20 protein-coding genes and 4 pseudogenes are annotated in these 22,717 nt (G+C 72.5%); 7 read left to right on the top strand and 17 right to left on the bottom strand.

What is annotated here, in order from left to right; all coding sequences use genetic code 11:
* Positions 1 to 42: 42 nt before the first annotated feature.
* The 5 genes and pseudogenes from rbfA to rimP all read right to left on the bottom strand — a co-directional run bounded on the left by rbfA (position 43) and on the right by rimP (position 5,599).
* Positions 43 to 561, bottom strand: coding sequence for a 30S ribosome-binding factor RbfA (gene rbfA, locus KRR39_RS04775; RefSeq protein ID WP_216940972.1), 519 nt, complete (start codon positions 559 to 561; stop codon positions 43 to 45).
* Between the two features lie 96 nt (positions 562 to 657).
* Positions 658 to 3,592 (bottom strand): annotated as a pseudogene (gene infB, locus KRR39_RS04770) (translation initiation factor IF-2).
* Between the two features lie 142 nt (positions 3,593 to 3,734).
* Complete coding sequence (locus tag KRR39_RS04765) at positions 3,735 to 4,016, bottom strand: YlxR family protein (protein WP_216940971.1); 282 nt, start codon at positions 4,014 to 4,016, stop codon at positions 3,735 to 3,737.
* Between the two features lie 79 nt (positions 4,017 to 4,095).
* On the bottom strand, positions 4,096 to 5,121 hold the full coding sequence (nusA, locus tag KRR39_RS04760) for a transcription termination factor NusA (RefSeq protein ID WP_216940970.1): 1,026 nt from the start codon (positions 5,119 to 5,121) through the stop codon (positions 4,096 to 4,098).
* A 4-nt stretch (positions 5,122 to 5,125) separates the two neighbouring features.
* Positions 5,126 to 5,599 (bottom strand): ribosome maturation factor RimP, encoded by a 474-nt coding sequence (gene rimP / locus KRR39_RS04755; protein ID WP_216940969.1) that lies wholly within the window; start codon positions 5,597 to 5,599, stop codon positions 5,126 to 5,128.
* 119 nt (positions 5,600 to 5,718) lie between these two features.
* Between rimP and KRR39_RS04750 the strand changes: the two genes are divergently transcribed.
* The 3 genes from KRR39_RS04750 (at position 5,719) to KRR39_RS04740 (ending at position 7,308) form a co-directional block, all read left to right on the top strand.
* Positions 5,719 to 6,291 carry a hypothetical protein gene (locus KRR39_RS04750; RefSeq protein ID WP_216940968.1) on the top strand — a complete coding sequence of 191 codons (573 nt, stop codon included), beginning with the start codon at positions 5,719 to 5,721 and terminating at the stop codon, positions 6,289 to 6,291.
* A gap of 76 nt (positions 6,292 to 6,367) precedes the next feature.
* Positions 6,368 to 6,886 (top strand): hypothetical protein, encoded by a 519-nt coding sequence (locus KRR39_RS04745; RefSeq protein WP_216940967.1) that lies wholly within the window; start codon positions 6,368 to 6,370, stop codon positions 6,884 to 6,886.
* Positions 6,883 to 7,308 (top strand): ferritin-like domain-containing protein, encoded by a 426-nt coding sequence (locus KRR39_RS04740; RefSeq protein WP_216940966.1) that lies wholly within the window; start codon positions 6,883 to 6,885, stop codon positions 7,306 to 7,308. The genes KRR39_RS04745 and KRR39_RS04740 overlap by 4 nt, the downstream gene beginning before the upstream one ends.
* A 125-nt stretch (positions 7,309 to 7,433) precedes the next feature.
* Here KRR39_RS04740 and KRR39_RS04735 read toward each other — a convergent pair whose 3' ends face one another.
* The 8 genes and pseudogenes from KRR39_RS04735 to KRR39_RS04710 all read right to left on the bottom strand — a co-directional run bounded on the left by KRR39_RS04735 (position 7,434) and on the right by KRR39_RS04710 (position 15,076).
* On the bottom strand, positions 7,434 to 8,405 hold the full coding sequence (locus KRR39_RS04735; RefSeq protein WP_216940965.1) for a zinc metalloprotease: 972 nt from the start codon (positions 8,403 to 8,405) through the stop codon (positions 7,434 to 7,436).
* Positions 8,406 to 8,550: 145 nt separating this feature from the next.
* Entirely contained in the window at positions 8,551 to 9,258 is a 708-nt protein-coding gene (locus KRR39_RS04730; protein WP_216940964.1) for an HAD family hydrolase, read from the bottom strand.
* 10 nt (positions 9,259 to 9,268) lie between these two features.
* Entirely contained in the window at positions 9,269 to 11,065 is a 1,797-nt protein-coding gene (locus KRR39_RS04725; RefSeq protein WP_216940963.1) for a proline--tRNA ligase, read from the bottom strand.
* 51 nt (positions 11,066 to 11,116) lie between these two features.
* Positions 11,117 to 11,728 (bottom strand): alkaline phosphatase family protein, encoded by a 612-nt coding sequence (locus tag KRR39_RS24350; RefSeq protein WP_254185687.1) that lies wholly within the window; start codon positions 11,726 to 11,728, stop codon positions 11,117 to 11,119.
* A 4-nt stretch (positions 11,729 to 11,732) separates the two neighbouring features.
* On the bottom strand, positions 11,733 to 12,755 hold the full coding sequence (locus KRR39_RS04720) for an alkaline phosphatase family protein (RefSeq protein ID WP_216940962.1): 1,023 nt from the start codon (positions 12,753 to 12,755) through the stop codon (positions 11,733 to 11,735).
* Between the two features lie 88 nt (positions 12,756 to 12,843).
* Entirely contained in the window at positions 12,844 to 13,092 is a 249-nt protein-coding gene (locus KRR39_RS24345; protein ID WP_254185517.1) for a GNAT family N-acetyltransferase, read from the bottom strand.
* 202 nt (positions 13,093 to 13,294) lie between these two features.
* A pseudogene (locus KRR39_RS24340) lies at positions 13,295 to 13,636 on the bottom strand (DUF4081 domain-containing protein); the annotation flags it as partial.
* A gap of 63 nt (positions 13,637 to 13,699) precedes the next feature.
* Complete coding sequence (locus KRR39_RS04710) at positions 13,700 to 15,076, bottom strand: cation:dicarboxylate symporter family transporter (protein WP_216940961.1); 1,377 nt, start codon at positions 15,074 to 15,076, stop codon at positions 13,700 to 13,702.
* Between the two features lie 117 nt (positions 15,077 to 15,193).
* On the opposite strand from KRR39_RS04710, the gene KRR39_RS04705 reads away from it, so the two are divergent.
* The 4 genes and pseudogenes from KRR39_RS04705 (at position 15,194) to KRR39_RS04695 (ending at position 18,243) form a co-directional block, all read left to right on the top strand.
* Positions 15,194 to 16,789 (top strand): ATP-binding protein, encoded by a 1,596-nt coding sequence (locus tag KRR39_RS04705; RefSeq protein ID WP_254185516.1) that lies wholly within the window; start codon positions 15,194 to 15,196, stop codon positions 16,787 to 16,789.
* Complete coding sequence (locus KRR39_RS04700; protein WP_216940960.1) at positions 16,786 to 17,466, top strand: response regulator; 681 nt, start codon at positions 16,786 to 16,788, stop codon at positions 17,464 to 17,466. Before KRR39_RS04705 ends, KRR39_RS04700 begins: the two co-directional genes overlap by 4 nt.
* A 55-nt stretch (positions 17,467 to 17,521) precedes the next feature.
* Positions 17,522 to 17,890 (top strand): annotated as a pseudogene (locus KRR39_RS25905) (GyrI-like domain-containing protein); the annotation flags it as partial.
* A 155-nt stretch (positions 17,891 to 18,045) separates the two neighbouring features.
* A complete protein-coding gene (locus tag KRR39_RS04695) occupies positions 18,046 to 18,243 on the top strand; it encodes a hypothetical protein (protein WP_216940959.1) in 198 nt (65 codons plus the stop codon).
* Between the two features lie 9 nt (positions 18,244 to 18,252).
* Here KRR39_RS04695 and KRR39_RS04690 read toward each other — a convergent pair whose 3' ends face one another.
* From KRR39_RS04690 to dxr, 4 genes and pseudogenes are all read right to left on the bottom strand, one after another.
* Positions 18,253 to 18,966, bottom strand: a complete 714-nt coding sequence (locus tag KRR39_RS04690; RefSeq protein ID WP_216940958.1) for an exonuclease/endonuclease/phosphatase family protein — start codon at positions 18,964 to 18,966, stop codon at positions 18,253 to 18,255.
* Between the two features lie 4 nt (positions 18,967 to 18,970).
* A pseudogene (gene ispG / locus KRR39_RS04685) lies at positions 18,971 to 20,129 on the bottom strand (flavodoxin-dependent (E)-4-hydroxy-3-methylbut-2-enyl-diphosphate synthase).
* A 50-nt stretch (positions 20,130 to 20,179) separates the two neighbouring features.
* Complete coding sequence (locus tag KRR39_RS04680) at positions 20,180 to 21,496, bottom strand: M50 family metallopeptidase (protein ID WP_216940957.1); 1,317 nt, start codon at positions 21,494 to 21,496, stop codon at positions 20,180 to 20,182.
* Positions 21,493 to 22,599: a 1-deoxy-D-xylulose-5-phosphate reductoisomerase gene (gene dxr, locus KRR39_RS04675; protein WP_216940956.1), complete on the bottom strand. Its 1,107-nt coding sequence runs from the start codon at positions 22,597 to 22,599 to the stop codon at positions 21,493 to 21,495. The genes KRR39_RS04680 and dxr overlap by 4 nt, the downstream gene beginning before the upstream one ends.
* Positions 22,600 to 22,717 lie beyond the last annotated feature (118 nt).

Raw genomic sequence — 22,717 nt, 5'->3', positions numbered from 1 at the left:
CCGGCTTGTCGACGACGACGAGCCCGGCCTGTCCCTCGGCGCTCACTTGTCGTCGGTGTCCTCGTCGGACGTGTCGGGCTCGTCCAGCTCGTCGTCGGGCTCGTCGTCGGGCTCGTCGTCGGGCTCGTCGTCGAGCTCGTCGGGCTCGTGCGGCTTGCGGTACGGGTCGGGCTCGCCGGCGTACGTCGCCCCGGCGGCCGACGCGGCGCGTGCGGCGTCGGCCTCCCGGGTCTTGGCGAGGATCTCCTCGAAGTGCCGCGCGGTGTCCGGCAGCGCGTCGTGGATGAACTCCAGCGACGGCGCGTGCCGCATGCCGAGCTGCTTGGCGACCTCGGACCGGATCAGGCCGCGGGCCGACTCGAGGGCGGCCGCCGAGCCGACGACCTGCTCCTCCTCGCCGAGCACGGTGTAGAACACCGAGGCCTGCTGGGTGTCGCCGCTGACCCGGACGTCGGTCACGGTCACGAACCCGAGACGCGGGTCCTTGATCCGCCGCTCCAGCATCTCCGCGACGATGACCTGGATCCGGTCCGCGACCTTGCGGACCCTGGGGTTTGCCACTGCTGCTCCTGTTGCTCGTAGAAAGGACGCCGACCCGTCACCTGGTGTCCGACACGCCGTGGGGCGCGCTGCACTGGTGACGGGTCGGCGACGTGGTTACGCGCGGGGGATCTCCCGCATCTCGAAGCACTCGACGATGTCGCCCTGCTTGATGTCGTTGAAGCCCCGCAGGGTCAGACCACACTCGAAGCCCTCGCGGACCTCGGCGACGTCGTCCTTCTCGCGGCGCAGCGACGACAGGTCGAGGTTGTCGGCCGCCACGTTGCCGTCGCGGATGAGCCGCGCCTTGGCGTTGCGTCGGATGACACCACTCGTGACCATGCAGCCGGCGATGTTGCCGATCTTGCTGGAGCGGAAGATCTCCCGGATCTCGGCCTGGCCGAGGGTGACCTCTTCGTACTCCGGCTTGAGCAGGCCCTTGAGGGCTGCCTCGATCTCCTCGATCGCCTGGTAGATGACCGAGTAGTACCGGATCTCCACGCCCTCCTTGTCGGCCATCTCCGTCGCCTTGCCCTGCGGGCGGACGTTGAAGCCGATGATGATGGCGTCGGAGGCGGCAGCCAGGTCGACGTTGGTCTCGGTGATCGCACCGACACCGCGGTCGATGACCCGCAGGTTGACCTCGTCGCCGACGTCGATCTTGGCGAGCGAGTCCTCGAGCGCCTCGACCGAGCCGGACACGTCGCCCTTCAGGATCAGGTTGAGCTCCTGGCTCTTGCCCTTCTCCATCGAGGACATGAAGTCCTCCAGGGTGCGACGCACGCGACGCTTGGCCTGCATGGCCGCCCGCTCACGCGACTCGCGCCGCTCGGCGATCTGCCGGGCCATGCGGTCGTCCTCGACCACGATGAAGTTCTGCCCGGCGCCGGGTACGGCGGTCAGGCCGAGCACCATCGCGGGGCGCGACGGGTCCGCTTCCTCGATGTTGTCGCCGTACTCGTCGATCATGGCGCGCACGCGGCCGTAGGCCGGGCCCGCGACGATCGACTGACCGACCTTGAGCGTTCCGCGCTGGACGAGCACCGTCGCGACGGGACCGCGGCCCCGGTCGAGGTGCGCCTCGATGACGAGGCCCTGCGCGTCCTGGTCGGGGTTGGCCCGCAGGTCGAGCGAGGCGTCCGCGGTGAGCACGATGGCCTCGAGCAGCTTGTCGAGGTTGAGCCCGGCCTTCGCCGAGACGTCGACGAACATCGTGTCGCCGCCGTACTCCTCGGGCACCAGGCCGTACTCGCTGAGCTGGCCGCGCACCTTGGTCGGGTCGGCAGCCTCGACGTCGATCTTGTTGACCGCGACCACGATCGGGACGCCGGCGGCCTTGGCGTGGTTGAGCGCCTCGACCGTCTGCGGCATCACGCCGTCGTCGGCCGCGACCACCAGGACCGCGATGTCGGTCGCCTGCGCACCACGAGCACGCATGGCGGTGAACGCCTCGTGACCCGGGGTGTCGATGAAGGTGATCCGACGCTCGTTGCCGTCGACCTCGGTGGCCACCTGGTAGGCACCGATGTGCTGCGTGATGCCACCGGCCTCCTTGGCGACCACGTTGGCGTTGCGCAGCGCGTCGAGCAGCTTGGTCTTTCCGTGGTCGACGTGACCCATGACCGTGACGACCGGCGGGCGGGCCGCGAGGTCGTCCTCGTCGCCCTCGTCCTCACCGAACTCGAGGTCGAAGGACTCGAGCAGCTCGCGGTCCTCGTCCTCGGGCGAGACCACCTGGATGACGTAGTTCAGCTCGTCACCGAGCAGCTCCAGCGTCTCGTCGTTGACGGACTCGGTCGCGGTGACCATCTCGCCCAGGCTGAACAGCATCTGCACGAGTGCTGCCGCGTCGACGCCGATCTTCTCGGCGAAGTCGGTCAGCGACGAGCCACGCGCCAGGCGGATGGTCTCGCCGTCGCCCTTGCGGACGCGCACGCCACCGATCGTCGGGGCCTGCATCTGCTCGAACTCTTGACGACGCGCGCGCTTCGACTTGCGACCACGACGCGAGGGACCGCCGGGGCGACCGAACGCACCCTGGGTCTGACCGCGCTGGCCGGGACGACCGCCACCGGGGCGGCCACCGCCACCGGGACGACCGGCGAAGCCGCCGGGCGCACCACCCGGGGCGCCGCCACGGGCCGGGGCGCCGGCGCGACCGCCGCCGGGGCCGCCGGTGCCGCCACCGGGACCACCGCGGCCGGGCGCACCGCCACGACCGCCGGGGGCCGGACGGCCGCCGGGGCCGCCACCGAAGGCGGCCGGGGACTTCGGCATCATCGCCGGGTTCGGCCGGGGCATGCCCGGACGGCCGGGAGCGCCGCCGGCGGGGGCGCTGGGACGACCCGGAGCGCCACCGTCACGGCTGGCGGGGGGACGCGGCGGCCGGTCGCCGGCCGGGGCCGGACGGTCGGTCGGCGGGGTGTCGGCCGCGGGACGCGGGGCGGGGCGGCGCCCCATGCCCTGGGACGGCGCGAACGGGTTGTTGCCGGGACGCGGCGAGCCGGGACGGCCCGAGGGACGTGCCGGGGGCGGGCCGGGGCGACGGGACGTCGACTCGGCCGGAGCGTCTCCGGCCGGGGGCGTGACGTCCTCGGTCGTCTCGGCCGGGGCCGATGCGGCCGGAGCCTCGACGACCGGCTCGGCGACCGGCTCGGCGGGGGCCGGCGTCGGGGCCTGGCGCGGTCCCGGACGGGGACCGGACGGGGTGGCGGCAGCCGGGGTCTCGACCGGGGCGGCAGGCGCCTCGGGGGCGGCCGCGGCGGGCGCCTCGACAGCTGCCGGCGCGGCCGGGGCCGGGGTCTCGGCAGGCTGCTTCGGGGCCGGGGCCTTGGGGCCCGGCTTGGCGGGGGCGGCCTTCTTGGCCGCACCGTCGCCGGGGCTCGCCTTCAGCTCGGCACCGAACTGGTCGGTGAACCGCTTCACCACGGGGGGCCTCGACCGTCGACGACGCCGACTTGACGAACTCTCCCATTTCTTTGAGCTTGGTCAGGACGACCTTGCTCTCGACTCCGAGCTCTTTGGCGAGCTCGTGGACTCGGACCTTAGCCACGCTTCTCCTTCTGGTCCGAGTCCCGGGACCCTCGATGGTCGAAGGGGGGGCTGGTCGGACCGTTAGCTGGTGTGCATGCTCATCGGAAAGTACTCATCGAGTGCTCATGAGCTGCTGCTCCAATTTCTGTCGGTCTCACTGGTCAGTGGTGCTGGTGGAGATGGTCCTCGACCGCCGTCGTGGCGAGCCGACCCTGGACCTTGAGGGCCCGGGGAAACGCTCGACGCCGGAGGGCGAGCTCCAGGCACTCGGGGGTGGGGTGCAGGTGCGCCCCTCGACCGGGTGCCCGACCGGACGGATCGGGGACGACCTCCAGGCCCTGTCCCCGCTCGCCGGCCACGACTCGCAGCAGATCGTGCTTCGCGGCCCGCTGCCGACACCCCACGCACGTGCGAGCAGGTCCAGAGATCGAGTCGGTGGACATGCAGGTGCACGGGCCTTCGGGTTGCAGTGGCGAACCGCCGACCAGTCTAGCGTCTGGCGGCCCGGGAGCCGAACCGGCGTCAGTCCTGGCCCTCCAGCGGCGGCGCCACGGGTACGACGGGCGCGATCGCCGGCTCGGCCGGGGCCTCGTCGGAGCGGATGTCGATGCGCCAGCCGGTGAGCCGCGCGGCAAGGCGGGCGTTCTGGCCCTCCTTGCCGATGGCCAGCGACAGCTGGTAGTCGGGGACGACCACCCGCGCGGAGCGGGCCGCGAGGTCCACCACCTCGACGCTGCTCACCCGGGCCGGCGAGAGGGCGTGCCCGACCATCTCGGCGGGGTCCTCGGAGAAGTCGACGATGTCGATCTTCTCGCCGTGCAGCTCGTTCATCACCGCGCGGACCCGCTGGCCCATCGGCCCGATGCACGAGCCCTTGGCGTTCACGCCGGGGACCGTCGAGCGCACCGCGATCTTCGTGCGGTGGCCGGCCTCGCGGGCGATGCCGCAGATCTCCACGGTGCCGTCGGCGATCTCGGGGACCTCCATCGCGAACAGCTTCTTCACCAGGTTCGGGTGCGAGCGCGACAGCATCACCTGCGGGCCGCGCATGCCCTTGCGGACCGAGATCACCAGGCACTTGATCCGGGTGCCGTGCGAGTACTTCTCCCCCGGCACCCGCTCGCCCGAGGGCAGCACCGCCTCGAGGCGGCCGAGGTCGACCAGCACGTCCTGCGGGTCGCGGCCCTGCTGGATGACGCCGGAGATGATGTCGCCCTCCTTGCCGGCGAACTCCCCGAACTTGATGTCGTCCTCGGCGTCGCGCAGCCGCTGGAGCATGATCTGCTTCGCGGTCGTCGCCGCGATCCGGCCGAAGCCGTCGGGGGTGTCCTCGAACTCGGAGAGCTTGTTGCCCTCCTCGTCGGTCTCCGTCGCGAAGACCGTCACGTGCCCGGTCTTGCGGTCGAGCTCGACCCGCGCCTGGGGGCGGGCGCCCGGCGACTTGTGGTACGCCGTCAGCAGCGCCTGCTCGATGGCCTCGACCAGGATCTCGAAGGAGATCTCCTTCTCGCGCTCCAGCGATCGCAGGATGGTCATGTCGATGTCCATGACGTCAGGACTCCTTCCGGTTGAACTCGATCTGGATCTTGGCCTTCTTCACGTCGCCGTAGCCGACCTCGGTCGAGGTGCCGTCGACGTCGAGGACGGCGCGGGTGTCGTCGCTCTCGATGATCCGCCCGGTGACCGAGGCCTTGTCGGCCAGGGTGACGGTGACCAGGCGGCCGACGTTGCGCCGCCAGTGCCGCGGCTCGGTCAGCGGCCGGTCGGCGCCCCGTGAGGAGACCTCGAGGGTGTAGGGCTGCTCGCCCATCACGTCGGTCTCGTCGAGGATCCGGGAGACCTCCCTGGTGGCCTCGGCGATGTCGTCGAGGGTGACCCCGCCGTCCTTGTCGACGGCGACGCGCAGCAGCCGTCGCTTGCCGGCGGGGGTGAGGTCGATGGCCTCCACGTCGAGGCCGCTAGCAGCGAGGGGCTCGGTCAACACCCCTGCAAGTCGGTCCCGGGTCTGATCGGTGCTCACGGGCATCCTTCCTTGCTCTGCTGTTGTGGTGCGGCAACCCTAGCGGGTCGCGAGAGGCCGTCGCACCGGCCTCCCGACCGCCCCTGGTGGCCGGGTCGCGGCCCCATCCGTTGGTAGCCTCTGCCATGCCTCGCCGCACCCGACTCCTCCTGCCCGCCCTCCTCGGGGCGACCCTCCTGGTCGGCGGCTGCAGCTCCGCCCCCTCCGACGACGGGGCTCCCGGGACCCCGGCGGGCGCCGCGGGGACGGGTCGGACCCCGGCCGCGTCGAGCGCGCCGGAGCAGCCCCCGGCCGCCCCGCCGGCACGGCCCGGCGCGGCGGGCGAGCGCGCGTTCGCCCGGCACGTGATGGACCTGTGGGGCTTCGCGCTGCGCACCGACGACGTCCGGCCGCTGGTGTCGCTGGGCACCGCCGCGCGGCCCTGCGGCGGCTGCGCGGCGCTCCGCTCGGAGCTCGCGCGGCGCCGCGCCCAGAAGTGGGCGGTGGACTTCCGCGGGGTCGACGTACGACGGCTGCGGGTGAGCGGTCCGCCGCGGGCCGCCGTCGCCCGGGCGGTCGTGGACATCCCCGCCAGCGACTCGTTCCACGACGACGGCACGTTCCGCAACACCAGCCCGGCGCACGCGGGAGCCTCGTTCGTGGTGCGGATGCGCTTCACCGGCCGGGCCTACCGGCTGGTCTCCTTCTCCGTGTCCTGAGCGCCTCGGTAGGCTCCCCGCGTGCCGACCACCCCTCCCCCCTCGCCGTGCCGCGCACCTGTCCCGGCGTACGACGGTGGGCGGGTTCGCGGCGCTGGGGGCCCTGACCCTGACGGGCTGCACGCCGCGCGGGATCGACGCCCGCCCCGGCCCGACCCCGGCGGTGCGACGGTCCACCGACACCGACCCCGACGTGGCCCTCGCCGCGACGGTGCTCGCCGACGAGCAGGGCATGCTCGACCGGGTGCTGGCCACCGTGCGCCGGCACCCCCGGCTGGGGACCACCCTGGCGGCCGCCCGGACCGCGCACACCGCGCACGTCGACCTGCTGACCGAGGCCGTCCCGCAGCAGGCCTCCTCCGCCGCCACCCCCTCGGCGACGGCGGCACCGGCTCCCGTCACGACCCGTGTCCCGGCCCGGGCGTCGGCCGCGCTGGCCGTGCTGGCCCGCGAGGAGGACCGGCTCAGCCTGCTCGGGCGGCGCGGCGCGTTCGCCGCCGAGAGCGGTGCGTTCGCCCGCGTGCTGGCCAGCATGGCCGCCGCCTCGGCCCAGCAGGCGCGAGCGCTCACCGACGCCGCGGGCGGTGCCCGGTGACCCCGCTCGAGGCGCTGCAGCAGACGCTCGCCGGCGAGCACGCCGCGGTCTACGTCTTCCGGGCCCTGGCCGGCCGGGTGTCGACGTCCGCCGACCCGGACCTGGCGAACGGTCTCGCGGCGGCGTACGCCCTGCACCGGGGGCGCCGCGACCAGCTGGTCACGATGGTCCGGGCCGCGTCCGGCGACCCGGTCGCGGCGGACGTGAGCTACCAGCTGCCCAACCCGAGCCGTACGCCGGCGCAGCTCCGGTCCGGTGCGCTGGTCACCGAGCAGCGCTGCTCGGACGTCTACGCGACGATGGTGGGCAGCACGGCGCGGGTCGACCGGCAGTGGGCGATCGACGCGCTGACCGACTCGGCAGTCCGGCAGCTGGGCTTCGGCGGCGCCCCGGACCCGTTCCCCGGCGTCCCCGAGCTCTGAGCCGCGGGCCCCGCCCGGCGGAACGAGAAGACCCTCCCCACCCCAGGACGTGCCTGGGACGAGGAGGGTCCGCCCGACGGGAAGGCCCCCGAGAACCGGCCTTCCCGCGTCGCGTACCGCTCGGGCTAGGAGCGGTAGGCGGAGAACATCTGCTGCGTCCGCGTGGCCTGGTTCGGGGTGAACTGGTTGTAGCAGGGGTCGTAGCTGTAGTCCATGTAGTTGTGGATCGGGTCGAGGCCCGGCAGCGCGCACGAGTCGCGTCCTTCGGGGCAGCCGCTGGTGGCGCTGGACTGCGCCGGGGTGTCGGCCACCTCGTCGTTGGTGCTCGTGCAGCCGCCCTGGAACGTGTGGTAGAGCCCGAACCAGTGACCGGCCTCGTGCGAGGCGGTCTTGCCCTCGTTGTAGTTCGTGGCCGAGCCGCCCGGCAGCGAGGAGTACTCCACCCGGATCCCGTCGATGGACGGGTTCTTCGCGTAGTCCCACGGGAATGTCGCGACGCCGAGGTAGGCGAAGTCCACCAGCCAGATGTTCAGCGCGTTGGCGCCGCCGCGCCGGGTCTGCGAGCGGTACGTCGTGCTGCTCTTGTCCTGGTGCCACTGCGTGTTGTAGTAGCGGTCGGTCCCGGCCAGGGTGAACGAGAAGCCGGTGTTGGCCGACGAGGTCGACTCGCCGCCGGCGAAGTCCTGGTTGAGCTCGGCGATCTGCGCGGTGATCTGCGCGTCGGTGACGTCGCCGTTGCCGTTCGCGTCGGCCATCACGTGGATGTAGACCGGCACCGGCCCGGCCGCGACGGTGCCCCCGGTGCCGCCGCCACCGGGCTTGCCGCGCCGGTCGGCCAGGATGGTCCTGGTGCGCTTCTCGATCGACGCCTGCTGCGCCGGGGTCAGGTCGCGGTGGTCGAGGCCGGAGCGTCCGCCCCGTGCCGCGGCGGCGCCGCCGGTGCCGGCTCCCACCGCGGTGGGGTCGAAGCACGAGGCGGCCCGGCTGGAGGCGGGCTCGGCGGCCTGCGCCGGGGCGAGGGCCCCGGCGAACGAGAGGCTGCCGACCAGGGCGGTGAGCCCAGCCAGCGCCGCGGTCCGGTGACGGAGTGCAGTCATGTGGGTGCGACATCCTTCGGCGTCGAGAGCCGGGACTCGTGTCCCGGTGACTCGATCCTGCCTGCAGATCCGCGGCCGGAGAACCCTGCGGCCGGAGGATCTTGTGCAGGTTTGCGCAGGTTCCGGATCGTGCAGCGTGCGACGCTCAGCCGGCCGAGCGCCAGGCCGACACCACGTCGTACACGTGCCGCAGCTGCTCGGCGACCGCGTCCGGCTCCCCCTCGGTGTGCCCGACCTGCGTGCGCGGGATGTCGCTGTGCGGGACGTGGATGGTCCGCATCCCGGCGTTCGCCGCGCCCCAGATGTCGTCGAAGAGCCGGTCCCCCACGAAGACGCAGGCCGCCGGGTCCGCGACGCCGACCGCCTCCATCGCGGCGTGGAACGCCTGCGGTGCGGGCTTCGTCCACGCGATCTCGCTGGTGTAGACCGCCCCGTCGAGCAGCTCCAGGACGCCGTCGCGGCGGAAAAAGTCCTCGTGCCACTCCCGCGGCCACACGGTGTTCGAGAGCACCCCGACCTTGAGGCCGTCGACCCTCAGCCGGCTGAGCAGCGGCAGCACGTCGGGGTCGGTGTAGGTGTGCGGCTCCCAGAAGTCCCGGTAGCCGCCCAGCAGCGACGGGTCGTGGGACAGCCCGGCCTCCAGGAAGAGGTCGGCGACCGTCGCGCTGGTGTGGTGGTCGCGCGAGCGCCCCCAGACCGCGTCACCGGCCCGGGCCAGCCGCTCGTGGGCGGCCTCGTCGGCGTCGAGCGCCGCGGCGGCCAGCACCCGCGCCTCCTCGGCGAAGTCGACCGTGTGCCAGGGCGTCAGCGTGCCGCCCCAGTCGAACAGCACCGCCTCGATGTCCGGGCTCATCGTCTCCGGCTCACCCCTTGAGGTTCCCCGTCACGGCCTCGAGCGGCACGGTGACCACCCGCACGACGTGCTCGACGGCCGCGTCCAGCGCGACGTCCTCGCGCTCGCCGGACGCGCGGTCCTTGACCTCGACGACCCCGTCGACCAGGCCCTTGCCGACCACGACGATCGTGGGGACGCCGATCAGCTCGGCGTCCTTGAACTTCACGCCGGGCGAGACCTTCGGGCGGTCGTCGTACAGGACGGTCAGGCCGCGGGCGGTGAGGTCCACCGCGAGCTTGGCGGCCGCGTCGTACACCGCGGTGTCCTTGCCGGTGGCGACGAGGTGCACGTCGGCCGGGGAGACCTCGCGGGGCCAGACCAGGCCGAGCTCGTCGTGGGTGTTCTCCGCGATCGCGCCGACGGCCCGGGAGACGCCGATCCCGTACGAGCCCATGGTGACCGTGACCAGCTTGCCGTTCTCGTCGAGCACCTGCAGGCCGAGGGCGTCGGCGTACTTGCGGCCCAGCGCGAAGATGTGGCCCATCTCGATGCCGCGCGCGGTGTGCAGCGTGCCGTCGCAGTTCGGGCACGGGTCGCCGTCCCGGACCTCGGCGGCCTCGATCGTGCCGTCCGGGGTGAAGTCGCGGCCGGCCACCAGGTCGATGACGTGCGAGCCGGCCACGTCGGCGCCGGTGACCCAGCGGGTGCCCTCGACGATCCGGGGGTCGACGAGGTAGCGGATGCCCGACTCGTTCTTCTCGCCGAGCACGCCGGGCCCGATGTAGCCCTTCGCCAGCGACGGGTGCTTCGCGAAGTCCTTCTCGTCGAACGCCTCGACCTCGGTGGGCTCGAGCTGCCCCTCGAGGCGCTTCACGTCGACCTCGCGGTCGCCGGGGAGACCGATGGCGATCGGCTCGCGGGTGCCGTCGGGGTGCTTGAGCACGATGATCACGTTCTTGAGCGTGTCGCCGGCGTGCCAGGGCCGGTCCTCGCGGGGGAACTTCTCGTTGAGGTGGTCGACGAGGGTCTCGATCGTGGGGGTGTCCGGCGTCTGCTCCGCGTGCGCGGCGGGCGCGTCGTCGTAGGCCACCGGCTGGGGGGCGCGCACCTGCACGGCCTCGACGTTGGCGGCGTAGTCGCAGCCGGTGCAGCTGACGTAGGTGTCCTCGCCGTTCTCCGCGGTGGCCAGGAACTCCTCGGACTTCGAGCCGCCCATCGCCCCGGAGGTGGCCTTGACCACGACGTAGTCGAAGCCGAGCCGGTCGAAGGTCTTCACGTAGGCGGCGCGGTGCGCCTCGTAGGACCGGTCGAGGCCCTCGTCGGTGACGTCGAAGGAGTAGGAGTCCTTCATCACGAACTCGCGGCCGCGCAGCACGCCGGCACGGGGACGCGCCTCGTCGCGGTACTTCGTCTGGATCTGGTAGAGCCAGACCGGCAGGTCCTTGTAGGAGGAGTACAGGTCCTTCACGACGAGGGTGAACAGCTCCTCGTGCGTGGGGCCGAGCAGGTAGTCGGCGCCCTTGCGGTCCTTGAGGCGGAAGATCCCGTCGCCGTACTCCGTCCACCGGCCGGTCGCCTCGTAGGGCTCGCGCGGCAGCAGCGCGGGGAACTGCAGCTCCTGGGCGCCGATCGCGTCCATCTCCTCGCGGACGACGCCCTCGATGTTGCGCAGCACCCGCAGGCCCAGCGGCAGCCAGGAGTAGATGCCGGGGGCCGCGCGGCGGATGTACCCCGCGCGGACCAGCAGCCGGTGGCTCGGCACCTCCGCGTCCGCCGGGTCGTCCCTCAGCGTGCGCACGAACAGGCTCGACATCCGCAAGATCATGGGGTGAAGGCTAACGGTCCCCGCGCGGCGCCCGCACACAGGTTTCCCGCGTCAGCGGCGGCCACCCCGCGCCACGGCGTGCGAGAGGTCGTTGACGGCCCGGTCACGACTCGACAACGGCGCCAGCCCGTAGCTGCGCTCGATGGTCGCCAGGATCGACGTCGTGTCGTACGACGTGTGGTCGACGCCCGAGCGCTTCAGGGAACGGCCGACCACCAGGGCCGGGATGCGGGTGCCCGGCCCCCAGACGTCGTGGGTGCCCTTCCGGGCTCCCGCGGCGGGGGGCGACACGTGGTCCCACTGACCGCCGAACTCGTCGTAGGTCACCACGACCAGCGTGTCCTTGCCCTGCGGGCCGTTGGTGATCGTCTTGAGCAGCCGGACGAGGTGGTCGCTGCCCTTCGACTGGCTGGCGTAGCCCGGGTGCTCGTTCTCGGCGCCGTACGGCTTCACGAAGCTGACCATCGGCAGGTGGCCGTTCTTCGCGGCCGTGATGAATCGCGACTCGTCCTTGAGGTGCGCGCGGCCCGGCTTCCCGGGGGCGTAGGCGGCGAAGTAGTTGAACGGCTGGTGGTGGTACTGGAACAGCGGGCCGGGCTTGCCGGACGTGGCGTCGCGCCAGCCGCCGGAGTACCACTTCCAGGAGATCCCGGCCTTGGTCATCCGGTCACCGATGTTGGGGTACTTCGCGTCGTCGATCAGCGGGATCTTCGCACCCGTGGCCGCGGCGGGCGGGCTGGACGGCTGGACGGTGTTGACCGCGAAGTCGCCGCAGGCCTTCGTGTACTTCATCTCCAGCGGGTCGTTGCACTTGCGGGTGAGCTGGCCGTCCTTGACCGGCCCGGTCGGTGTGTAGAGCGGGTAGGCGGTGACCATCCCGTTGCTGTCGAGCACGGAGTTGGCCGCGGTGCTCGCGCCGTGGCTGGTGTCGAGGGGGGGTCCGGGCGGCGATCAACCACTGGTGGTTGAGGAACGAGCCGCCGAACGCGGCCTGGAAGAAGCGGTCGGCCAGCACGTACTTCGGGGCACCCGTGCGGTGCAGGTACTTGTAGATCGGGAGGTCGCGCGTCTTGTAGTACCCCTGGGTGAGCCCGACCGCGTCGGAGCCGGTGGTGTAGCGGTTCTGCCGTCCGCCGTTGAGCTGGTACTGCTCCTGGTAGAAGCGGTGCACGATGTCCCGCGTGCAGCCGCCCGGCTGGCCGCTCCCCTTCGGCACGCCGTTGGCGGCGAAGACGCCGGGCGCGGGGCAGGTGGTGTCGGTCGGCTTGATGAAGCGGTCGATCGCGAACGGCTTGTTGGCGAAGTGGCTGATGACGCCGTGGGCGCTGTCGGTGCAGTCGCCCGGCTGCGGCGGGCTCGTGAGGTTCACGTCGTCCTGCAGCAGGCAGGAGTACCTCGTCCCGTTCTGGGCCACCTGGGCGGTGCGGGCCGCCGTGGCGCGCGAGCGTCCGTCGACGCGCTGGCCGTTGACGGCGCCCCACCCGCCGTACAGGTTGTCGAAGGAGTGGTTCTCCTCGTAGATCACGACGAGGTGCTTGAAGCCGCCCGGGAGGCCCGGTGGCTTCGTCAGCGTGCCCTGCACGCCCTTCGTGGTGGCGACGGGGCGGGCGGTGGCCGGGGCGCCGGCGAGCGGCGCTCCTGCGACGACGAGGGCCGCGCACACGGCGGCCGCACTGGCGAGCTTGAACATGGCCGACTCCTCCGAGAAGTGGTGTTCCTCCCGGTGGGAGCACCCGTCCCCCACCTTGGTCACTCCGGCCGGGGTTGGCAATACCGCTTCAGAACATGATCGTGGAGAAGGTCCCGGCATCCTCGAAGCCGGCCCGGGCGTAGGCCTTGCGGGCGGACACGTTGTGCTCGTTGACGTAGAGCGAGACCACCGGCGCGATGGCGCGCAGCGCGTGGCGCACCACCGCGGCCATCCCGGCGGCCGCGAGGCCCTCGCCCCGCCGGGACGGGTCGACGTAGACGCCCTGGACCTGGCAGGCGAACGGCGACGCGGCCGCCACCTCGGCCTTGAACACCACGCGGCCGTCCTCGATGCGGGCGAACGACCAGCCCTTGGCGACGAGCTGGGCGACCCGGGCCCGGTAGAGGTCCGCGCCGCCGCCGATCTCCGGGGGAGACGCCGACCTCCTCGGTGTACATCGCCACGCAGGCCGGGTAGAGCGCCTCGAGGTCGGCCCGCTCGGTCCGTCGTACCAGCGGGTCGGGGGTGATCGGCGACTCCCGCGCGATCTGCAGGTGCGGCTGGTGCCAGCGCGCGTCGCGGGGCGCCGGCCAGTGCGCGGAGAGGTGCTGCCACAGCGGCTCGACCGCCTCGCTCGGGCCGACGATCGTCGCGCACCGGCGCTGCTGGGCGGCGGCCCGCTCGGCGAACGCGACCAGGGCCTGCGGGGTGGCCTGGACCGGCACCAGGTTGGCGGCGGCGTGGCAGGCCGAGACCAGCCGGCCCTCCTCGTGGTAGCCCCACACCTCGCCGCCGAGCCAGCGCGGGTCGAGCTGGGTCAGCCGGGCCCGGTAGTCGACGAAGACGTTGACCACCGGGTCGCAGGCCGCCAGCTCCAACATCGCGGGGAGGTCGGAGGGGCCGAGGAGGCGCAGGCCGGTCTGTGTGCGCAGCACAGCCGGAGCCTAACGCGCCGCGGGTGCCTCCACCGCCCTGTCCGCGAGGGGCTCCTCCGCCTCGTCGGCGTCGAGCATCGTGGTCTCGTCGAACGGGCGCGTCCCGGCGAGCACCGCGTCGAGCTGCTCGCGGTCCACTCCCCCGGTCCAGGTGCCGATCAGCACGGTGGCCACGGCGTTGCCCGCGAAGTTCGTCAGCGCCCGGGCCTCCGACATGAACCGGTCGATGCCGACGATCAGGCCGACGCCGTCGAGCAGCTCGGGGCGGTGCGAGGAGAGCCCGCCGGCCAGCGTGGCCAGGCCCGCGCCCGTGACGCCCGCGGCGCCCTTGGACGCGATGACCATGAAGACCAGCAGCGAGATCTGCTCGCCGATGGCCAGCGGCTTGCCGAGCGCCTCGGCGATGAACAGCGAGGCCATCGTCAGGTAGATGGCGGTGCCGTCGAGGTTGAACGAGTACCCCGTCGGTACGACGACCCCGACCGTGGTCTTGTCGACGCCGGCGTGCTCCATCTTGGCCATCAGCCGCGGCAGCGCCGACTCCGAGGACGACGTCGAGAGGATCAGCAGGAACTCGCGGCCCAGGTAGCGCAGCAGCCGGAAGATGTTCACCCCGGTGGCCAGCTTGAGGATGGCGCCGAGCATCACGAACACGAACAGCGCGCAGGTGATGTAGAAGGCGAGCATCAGGATCGCGAGGCTCTTCAGCGCGTCCACCCCGGTCTCGCCCACCACCCCGGCGATGGCGCCGAACGCGCCGACCGGGGCGGCCCACATGATCATCGCGAGCACCCGGAAGACGACGCGCTGCAGGTGCTCGACGCCACGCAGCACCGGCTGGCCGCTGCGGCCCATCGCCTGCACGGCGAAGCCGACCAGCAGCGCGACCAGCAGGGTCTGCAGCACCTCGCCCTCGGTCAGCGCGGAGAACAGCGTCGTCGGGATGACCCCGAGGATGAAGTCCGTGGTGCTGCCGGACTCGCCGGCCTGCTCCGCGCCGGCCTTGGCGACGTCGGCGGTCAGGTGCAGGCCCGAGCCGGGGTGGATCAGGTTGCCGACGACCAGGCCGATCGCCAGCGCGACCGTCGACATCGTCACGAAGTAGCCGAGGGCCAGGCCGCCGACCTTGCCGACGTGCGCCGCGCTGGCGACCGAGCCCACGCCGAGCACGATCGTGCAGAAGATCACCGGCGAGATCATCATCTTGATCAGCGCCACGAAAGCGGTGCCGATCGGCTTGAGCTGCACCGCGAAGTCCGGAGCGAGGAGCCCGACCGCGATGCCGAGCAACACCGCGACGATCACCGCCATGTAGAGGTAGTGCGACCGGTCACGTCGCCCCGGTGGCGGTGTCGCGGTGGTCTCGGTGCTGGGCGCGGCTGTCATGGGTTCCTCCGGAAGGGTCGGGTGACGGGCCCGAGCATGTCGCACTTGTGTGACTGCGGTCACTCTTGTGTTCGTTGTGTTCACGCACGACCGCCCCGGGTGGGCGAGAATGCGGCCGTGTCCCCGCGCCGCAGCACCGTCGCCCGCCAGATCCTGGTGCTGCAGGTGCTCGTCGTCGTGGTGGTCGTCGTGGGGGCGGTGACGCTGGCCTACTACGACGCGCGGCGCAGCCAGATCGCGGGTGCCCGCGACCGGGCGCTCGCCGTCGCGGTGTCGGTGGCCGACACCCCGCAGGTCCGCGAGGCGTTGCGGACCGGGTCGCCGTCGGACACCATCCAGCCCTTCGCCGAGGACGTACGGCGCGACTCGCACACCGACTTCGTGGTGGTGATGGCCCTGGACCGCACCCGCTACTCGCACCCGGACCCCGCGCAGATCGGCAAGCCGTTCATCGGGGACCTGGGCACCGCACCGGCGGGCCGGGCCTTCACCCAGGAGTACACCGGCACGCTCGGCCCCTCGATGCGGGCGGTGGTCCCGGTGTTCGCGGACGGCTCGGGCGCGGCCGGGGGCCGGGTGGTCGCGCTGGTCTCGGTGGGCATCACCATGCAGCGGATCCAGGACGCGCTCGCCGACCGGCTGCCCACCATCGCGCTGGCGGCCGCGCTGGTCCTGGGCACCGGCCTGCTCGGCGCCTGGCTGATCAGCCGCCGGCTGAGACGACAGACGCACGGCCTCGGCGAGGGTGAGATCACCCGGATGTACGAGTACTACGACGCCGTGCTGCACGCCGTGCGCGAGGGGCTCCTGCTCGTCGACACCGAGGACCGCGTCCAGCTGCTCAACGACGAGGCCAAGCGGCTGCTCGACCTCGACGACAGCGCGGTCGGACGGCCCGTCGCGGACCTGGGGTTCCCCGAATCGCTGACCCGCGCGGTGCTGGCGACCGACTCGCGGCCCGACGAGATCCACCTGGTCGACGACGCCGTGCTGGTGGTGAACACCGCTCCGGCCCGCTGGCAGGGCCGCGAGGTCGGCACCGTGGTGACGCTGCGCGACCACACCGAGATCCAGGCGGTCGCCGGCGAGCTCGACACCGTCCGGGGGCTCGCCGAGTCGCTGCGCTCGCAGAACCACGAGGCCGCCAACCGGCTGCACACGGTGGTGTCGCTGGTCGAGATGGGCCGGACCGAGGAGGCGCTGGACTTCGCCACCGAGGAGCTCGAGGTCGCCCAGCTGCTCACCGACCGGGTGGTCGGGTCGGTGTCGGACCCGGTGGTGTCCGCGCTGCTGCTGGGCAAGACCGCGCAGGCCGCCGAGCGCGGGGTGCAGCTGCGCATCGACGACCGCACCGACCTCTCCGCGCTACCCATCGAGCAGCGCGACGCGGTCACGATCCTCGGCAACCTGGTCGACAACGCGCTCGACGCGGTGAGCGAGCGGGCCGACCGGGTGGTCGTGGTCCAGCTGCAGGGGTCGGCGGCCGGGCTGACCGTGCGGGTCTCCGACTCGGGCGCCGGAGTGCCCGCCGGGCTCGACGAGCAGGTGTTCCGCCGCGGCTGGTCGACGAAGACCTCCGACGGCCCGGTCGGTCGCGGCCTCGGGCTGGCGCTGGTGGTCCAGGCCGTCCGCAAGTACGACGGGCGCATCGGCGTGACCACCTCCGACCTGGGCGGCGCGTCGTTCCTCGTCGAGATCGGGGAGACCGCATGACGGTCCGGGTGCTGGTGGTCGAGGACGAGGAGCTCTCCGCGCAGGCGCATGCCGCCTACGTCCGTCGTACCGCGGGGTTCGAGCTGGCCGGCGTCGCGCGCTCGTCGGTCGAGGCGGTCCGGGTGCTGCGCAGCGTGCCCGTCGACCTGGTGCTGCTGGACATGCACCTGCCCGACGGCCACGGCCTGGCGCTGCTGCAGGGCATGCGCGCCGAGGGGTTCCTCTGCGACGTGATCGCGGTGACCGCGGCGCGCGACGTGGAGGTGGTGAAGCGGGCGGTGTCGCAGGGCGTGGTGCTCTACCTGCTCAAGCCGTTCACCTACGCGGGGTTCCGCACCAAGCTCGACCAGTACGCCGACTACCGGGCCCGGCTGACCGCCGCGGAGAGCGACGTCGGGCAGCAGGACGTGGACGAGATGCTCGGCGTCCTGCGCACCACCCCGCAGCGCACCACGGTGCCCAAGGGGATGAGCGTGGACACCCTGCGGGAGGTCACCGTCGCCCTGCGGGACGGGGTGGGCCGCTCGGCCTCGGAGCTGGCCGCGGCCATCGGCACCTCCCGGGTGACCGCCCGCCGCTACCTGGAGTACCTCGCCGCCGAGGACGTCGTGGAGCGGTCCGTGCGGTACGGCGGCAGCGGCCGTCCCGAGGTGGAGTACCGCTGGACCGGCGCCTGAGACCTGGTGACCTTCGGCCCTTCGCGGCCACCCGCCGCCGGGCGACCGTGGTGCCATGAGCTACGACATCGACCTGGTCGACCTCCAGCAGCAGCAGGCCGCGGTGGTCCGCGACGTGGTGCCGCACCACGGGATCGGGGAGTTCCTCGCACGCGCCTTCGGCGAGGTGATGGCCGCCGTCGACCGGCAGGACCTGCACGTCAGCGGGCCGCCGTTCGCGCGCTACCGCTCCGCCAGCAGCGAGGCCTGGGAGGTCGAGGCGGGGTTCCCCGTGCACGGCGTCGCGGCGGCCGAGGGCCGGGTGGAGCCCGTGACGCTGCCCGGCGGCCGGATGGCCCGGACGGTGCACGTCGGGGAGTACGCCGACGTCGGCCGGGCCTACGAAGCGGTGCTGGGCTGGCTCGTCGAGCAGGGGTACGTCGCCCAGGGGGGACCCGTGGGAGTGCTACCTCGACGGTCCGGAGGTGCCCCGCCCGCGCACCGAGATCTTCCTGCCCTGCCACCAGGTCCGGCCGGTGCACGCCTGAGGCTCCGTTTCTCACCGCGCCGGCGGGGTACCGCGGGCTCGGAGGTGCACTCATGCGCATCGGATCGGTCATCCTCGTCATCTGGCTCGTCATCGGGCTGCTCGCCGCCGTGCAACGGAGCTACTTCTCCGGGGACACCGCCAACTGCGCCAAGGTCGGCACGATCGCGGTCACCGTGGTGGCGGGGCCGCTGAACTACCTGGGCGCGAACCCCAAGATCAGGTGCACGACACCACACCCGTCCAAGTGAGGGCGGAGCTCAGGCCGGGTCGGGACGGGTGACCACCACGGCCTTGTGATCGGACGGGGTCTCCAGCAGGACGACGGACGCCGCCCGGCCGGGCCCGTGCACGTCGTCGATCTTGCGGGCGGAGCCGAGTGTCCCGGGGCCGTCCTCCCGGCCCAGCCACGCCGACGTCAGCGGCGGCAGCGCGAGGCCGTCGAAGTTCGAGTCCCCGACGGCGTGCACCACGTGACCGAGCGCGAGCTGCCCGGCCACCAGCCGCCGCAGCGCGATGACCTCCTGGCGGTGCCGAGCGGCGAGCCGTGGGCGGTCGGCGCGGTAGCTCCCGCGCCGCTGGACGCCCGGGGTGAGGTGGAAGCTCAGCAGGCTGACCGTGCGGCCGGTCTCCCGGTCGCGCAGGACCGCGAGGGTCGCGATCCGGGCCGGCAGCAGGGGAACCGGCCGGACGCCCGGGTCGCACCACCCCGGCCCCGCGAGCCACCGGGCACGGCCCGTCAGGACGTCGTAGCGGTCCGCGCGCACGCCGACCGGGCAGCCGCCGACGAGCGGCGCGGCCCAGAGGTACCCAGCGGTCTCCGCGAGCAGCCGGCGGCGCTTCGGGCCCCACTCCTGCAGGCCGACGAGATCCGGCTCGGCGGCCAGGACGACGTGCAGCGCCTCGCGGGCCGCAGCCGCCGGCAGGGAGCAGAGGATGTTGGCGGTGGCCACCACGGTCCTGCCCCCGGTCACGTCGTCAGGAGACGCTGACCGTCGCGCCGCCCTCGACGCCCTCGACCGGCTCCATCGACTCGGCGATCCGCATCGCCTCCTCGATCAGGGTCTCCACGATCTTCGACTCGGGCACGGTCTTGATCACCTCGCCCTTGACGAAGATCTGGCCCTTGCCGTTGCCGGAGGCCACCCCGAGGTCGGCCTCGCGGGCCTCGCCGGGACCGTTCACGACGCAGCCCATCACCGCGACCCGCAGCGGGACCTCCATGCCCTCGAGCCCGGCGGTCACCTCGTCGGCCAGCTTGTAGACGTCGACCTGGGCGCGCCCGCACGACGGGCAGGACACGATCTCCAGCTTGCGGGGGGCGCAGGTTGAGCGACTGCAGGATCTGGATGCCGACCTTGACCTCATCGACGGGAGGGGCGGACAGCGAGACCCGGATCGTGTCGCCGATGCCGCGCGAGAGCAGCGCCCCGAAGGCCACCGCGGACTTGATCGTGCCCTGGAACGCCGGGCCCGCCTCGGTCACGCCGAGGTGCAGCGGCCAGTCGCCGCGCTCGGAGAGCATCTCGTAGGCCTGCACCATCACGACCGGGTCGTTGTGCTTGACCGAGATCTTGAAGTCGTGGAAGCCGTGCTCCTCGAACAGCGACGCCTCCCAGACGGCCGACTCGACGAGCGCCTCCGGCGTGGCCTTCCCGTACTTCTCCAGCAGCCGCTTGTCGAGCGAGCCCGCGTTGACACCGATCCGGATCGACGTACCCCGGTCGCGTGCGGCGTCCGCGATCTGCTTGACCTGGTCGTCGAACTTGCGGATGTTGCCGGGGTTGACGCGGACGGCGGCGCAGCCGGCGTCGATCGCCGCGAAGACGTACTTCGGCTGGAAGTGGATGTCGGCGATCACCGGGAGCTGGGAGTGCTCGGCGATCTCCTTCAGCGCGTCGGCGTCGTCCTGGCTCGGGCAGGCGACCCGGACGATGTCGCAGCCGGCCGCGGTCAGCTCGGCGATCTGCTGGAGCGTGGTGTTCACGTCCGAGGTGAGCGTGGTCGTCATCGACTGCACGGACACGGGTGCGTCACCGCCGACGAGCACCTTGCCCACCTTGATCTGGCGGGTCGGGCGGCGCGGGGCGAGGACCGGCGGCGGCGCGGCCGGCATCCCGAGGTTGACCGAGGTCATGGACTTCCTTCTTCTCGTCGTGGTGGTGCGGGCGGTCGGGTGGCGACCGGCTAGCTGAAGCTGACGGGGGCCACGATGTCGGCGTAGATCAGCACCACGCTCATCACCAGGATCACCCCGGCCATCACGTAGGCGACCGGCAGCAGCCGGGCCACGTCGACGAAGCCGGGGTCGGGGCGACGGCGCAGCCTCGCGACGCCGCGGCGGGCCCCTTCGTAGAGCGCGCCGGCGATGTGCCCGCCGTCGAGCGGGAGCAGCGGGACGAAGTTGAACATCCCCAGGAACAGGTTCAGGCCGGCGAGCAGGAGCAGCAGGGAGAAGAACCGCTCGGAGAGCGGGACCGTGGGCGCCGAGGCCATCTCGCCGGCGACCCGGCCGGCGCCGACGACGCTCATCGGGCCGTTCTGGTCGCGCTGCTCGAGCCCGAGCGCCGCGCGGCCGACGTGGTAGAGCTTCACCGGCATGGTGCCGAGCGCCTTGGCGGTCTCCCAGGTGCCGTTGGCCATCGTGCTCAGCACGAACCCGGGGCCCTGGCGCTCGAGGACGACCGTCGGGCTGACGCCCAGGAACCCGGCCTTGGTGATCCGCTGCGGGTCGTTCACGTCGACGCGGGGCGAGACGGTGGTCTTGGTGGTGAGCGTGACGTCGCGCCCGTCCCGGCGTACGACGAGGGCGGCGGCGCCGTCGCCGTTGCCGCGGATCGCGGTCTGCAGGGCCTGCCAGTCCGGGACCGGCTTGCCGTTGAACCCGACGATCTCGTCGCCGGGCCTGAGGCCGGCGGCCTTGGCGGGGGCGACCGGATCGGCCGGGGTGCAGGCGCGCACCGGACCGGTGGCGTTGGCCTTGGTGACCGCGATGACGCACTGGGAGACGCTGTCGACGGTGGTGGTGGCGGTGCGGACGCCGTGGCCCATGAAGACCACCGCGAAGAGCAGGAAGGCCAGCACGATGTTCACCATCGGCCCGCCGGCCATCACGACGACCTTCTTCCACCAGGGCAGCTTGTAGAACAGCCGGTCCTCGTCGCCCTCCTCGACCAGCTCGTACTCCGCGGAGCGGGCGTCGCTGATGATCTGGGCGAACATCCCGGTGTTGGACTTGCGCACCGTGCCGGGGTCGTCGTCCGGCCCGGGCGGCAGCATCCCGACGAGCTTGACGTAGCCGCCCAGCGGCACCGCCTTGACGCCGTACTCCGTCTCGCCGCGGCGGCGCGACCACACCGTGCGTCCGAACCCGATGAAGTACTGGGTCACCTTCACCCCGAACTTCTTGGCCGGGTACATGTGCCCGCACTCGTGCAGCCCGATGGAGGCGGCCACCCCGAACACGAACAGCAGCACGCCGACGGTGTACATCAGCACGGTCATCGAGTGGGGCCCTTCACGCTGTGTCCTGCCTGGCCGCGCGCCCACGCATCGGCCGCGAGCACGTCGTCGACGGTGAGATCCGTCTGCTCCGAGGGTACGTCGTGGGCGGACAGCACACGCTCGATGGTGGGCACGATGTCGGTGAACCGCATCTCACCGTCGAGGAAGGCCTGCACGCACACCTCGTTGGCGGCGTTGTAGACCGCCGGCGCGGTGCCGCCGAGCGTGCCGGCCCGGCGGGCCAGCCGGACCGCCGGGAACGCCTCGTCGTCGAGCGGCGAGAAGTCCCAGGTCTGCGGGACGCTCCAGTCCATGCCGGGGGCCGCGTCCGGGACGCGGTCCGGCCAGCCGAGACCGAGCGCGATCGGGATCATCATCGAGGGCGGGGAGGCCTGCGCGAGCGTGGAGCCGTCGGTGAACTCCACCATCGAGTGCACCACCGAGGTGGGGTGCACGACGACGTCGATCCGGTCGAACGGGATCCCGAACAGCAGGTGCGCCTCGATCACCTCCAGGCCCTTGTTCACCAGGGTCGCGGAGTTGATCGTCACGAACGGGCCCATCGACCAGGTCGGGTGCGCCAGCGCCTGGTCCGGGGTCACGTCGTGCAGCTCGTCGCGTCCGCGGCCGCGGAACGGGCCACCGCTGGCGGTGAGCACCAGCCGGCGCACCTCGTCGGCGCGGCCGCCGCGCAGGCACTGGGCCAGCGCGCTGTGCTCGGAGTCGACCGGCACGATCTGCCCGGGCCGGGCACGGGAGGTGACCACCGGACCGCCGATGATCAGCGACTCCTTGTTGGCCAGCGCCAGGGTGTTGCCGGCGTCCAGCGCCGCGAGCGTGGGCCGCAGCCCGACTGCGCCGGTGATGCCGTTGAGCACCACGTCGCACTCCATGCCGGCTGCCCGCGAGGAGGCCTCCTCGCCGAGCTCGGCGAACGCCGGGGAGAACTCCTCGACCTGCGCGCGGAACAGGTCGGGCTGCGAGCCGCCCGCGGTCAGCGCGACGACCCGGAACCGGTCCGGGTTCGCCCGGACGATGTCCAGGGCCTGGGTGCCGATGGACCCGGTCGAGCCGAGCAGGACGACGTCACGACGGGAGCTCACCCGGCCATCCTGCCGGACGGGGGCCGCGCACGACGGATTCACCCGGTCCGTGCGACTTCCACCGCTGATCCGGTGGGTGCGCGGTGAGAAACCCGAGCGGATTCGTGGCACCGGGCCG

The sequence above is a fragment of the Nocardioides panacis genome (genome assembly GCF_019039255.1).
GTDB classification, from domain to species: Bacteria; Actinomycetota; Actinomycetes; order Propionibacteriales; family Nocardioidaceae; genus Nocardioides_B; species Nocardioides_B panacis.
The sequence above is the reverse complement of the archived record's forward strand: the minus strand, read 5'-3'. Positions and strand labels throughout refer to the sequence as shown.

What these genes read in the sequence shown, in the direction of transcription:
- KRR39_RS04765 (WP_216940971.1), bottom strand. Translation starts at nt 4,016, where the DNA reads ATGTCCACCGACTCGATCTCTGGACCTGCTCGCACGTGCGTGGGGTGT.
- nusA (WP_216940970.1), bottom strand. Translation starts at nt 5,121, where the DNA reads ATGGACATCGACATGACCATCCTGCGATCGCTGGAGCGCGAGAAGGAG.
- rimP (WP_216940969.1), bottom strand. Translation starts at nt 5,599, where the DNA reads ATGCCCGTGAGCACCGATCAGACCCGGGACCGACTTGCAGGGGTGTTG.
- KRR39_RS04750 (WP_216940968.1), top strand. Translation starts at nt 5,719, where the DNA reads ATGCCTCGCCGCACCCGACTCCTCCTGCCCGCCCTCCTCGGGGCGACC.
- KRR39_RS04735 (WP_216940965.1), bottom strand. Translation starts at nt 8,405, where the DNA reads ATGACTGCACTCCGTCACCGGACCGCGGCGCTGGCTGGGCTCACCGCC.
- KRR39_RS04730 (WP_216940964.1), bottom strand. Translation starts at nt 9,258, where the DNA reads ATGAGCCCGGACATCGAGGCGGTGCTGTTCGACTGGGGCGGCACGCTG.
- KRR39_RS04725 (WP_216940963.1), bottom strand. Translation starts at nt 11,065, where the DNA reads ATGATCTTGCGGATGTCGAGCCTGTTCGTGCGCACGCTGAGGGACGAC.
- KRR39_RS24350 (WP_254185687.1), bottom strand. Translation starts at nt 11,728, where the DNA reads ATGACCAAGGCCGGGATCTCCTGGAAGTGGTACTCCGGCGGCTGGCGC.
- KRR39_RS04720 (WP_216940962.1), bottom strand. Translation starts at nt 12,755, where the DNA reads ATGTTCAAGCTCGCCAGTGCGGCCGCCGTGTGCGCGGCCCTCGTCGTC.
- KRR39_RS04710 (WP_216940961.1), bottom strand. Translation starts at nt 15,076, where the DNA reads ATGACAGCCGCGCCCAGCACCGAGACCACCGCGACACCGCCACCGGGG.
- KRR39_RS04700 (WP_216940960.1), top strand. Translation starts at nt 16,786, where the DNA reads ATGACGGTCCGGGTGCTGGTGGTCGAGGACGAGGAGCTCTCCGCGCAG.
- KRR39_RS04695 (WP_216940959.1), top strand. Translation starts at nt 18,046, where the DNA reads ATGCGCATCGGATCGGTCATCCTCGTCATCTGGCTCGTCATCGGGCTG.
- KRR39_RS04680 (WP_216940957.1), bottom strand. Translation starts at nt 21,496, where the DNA reads ATGACCGTGCTGATGTACACCGTCGGCGTGCTGCTGTTCGTGTTCGGG.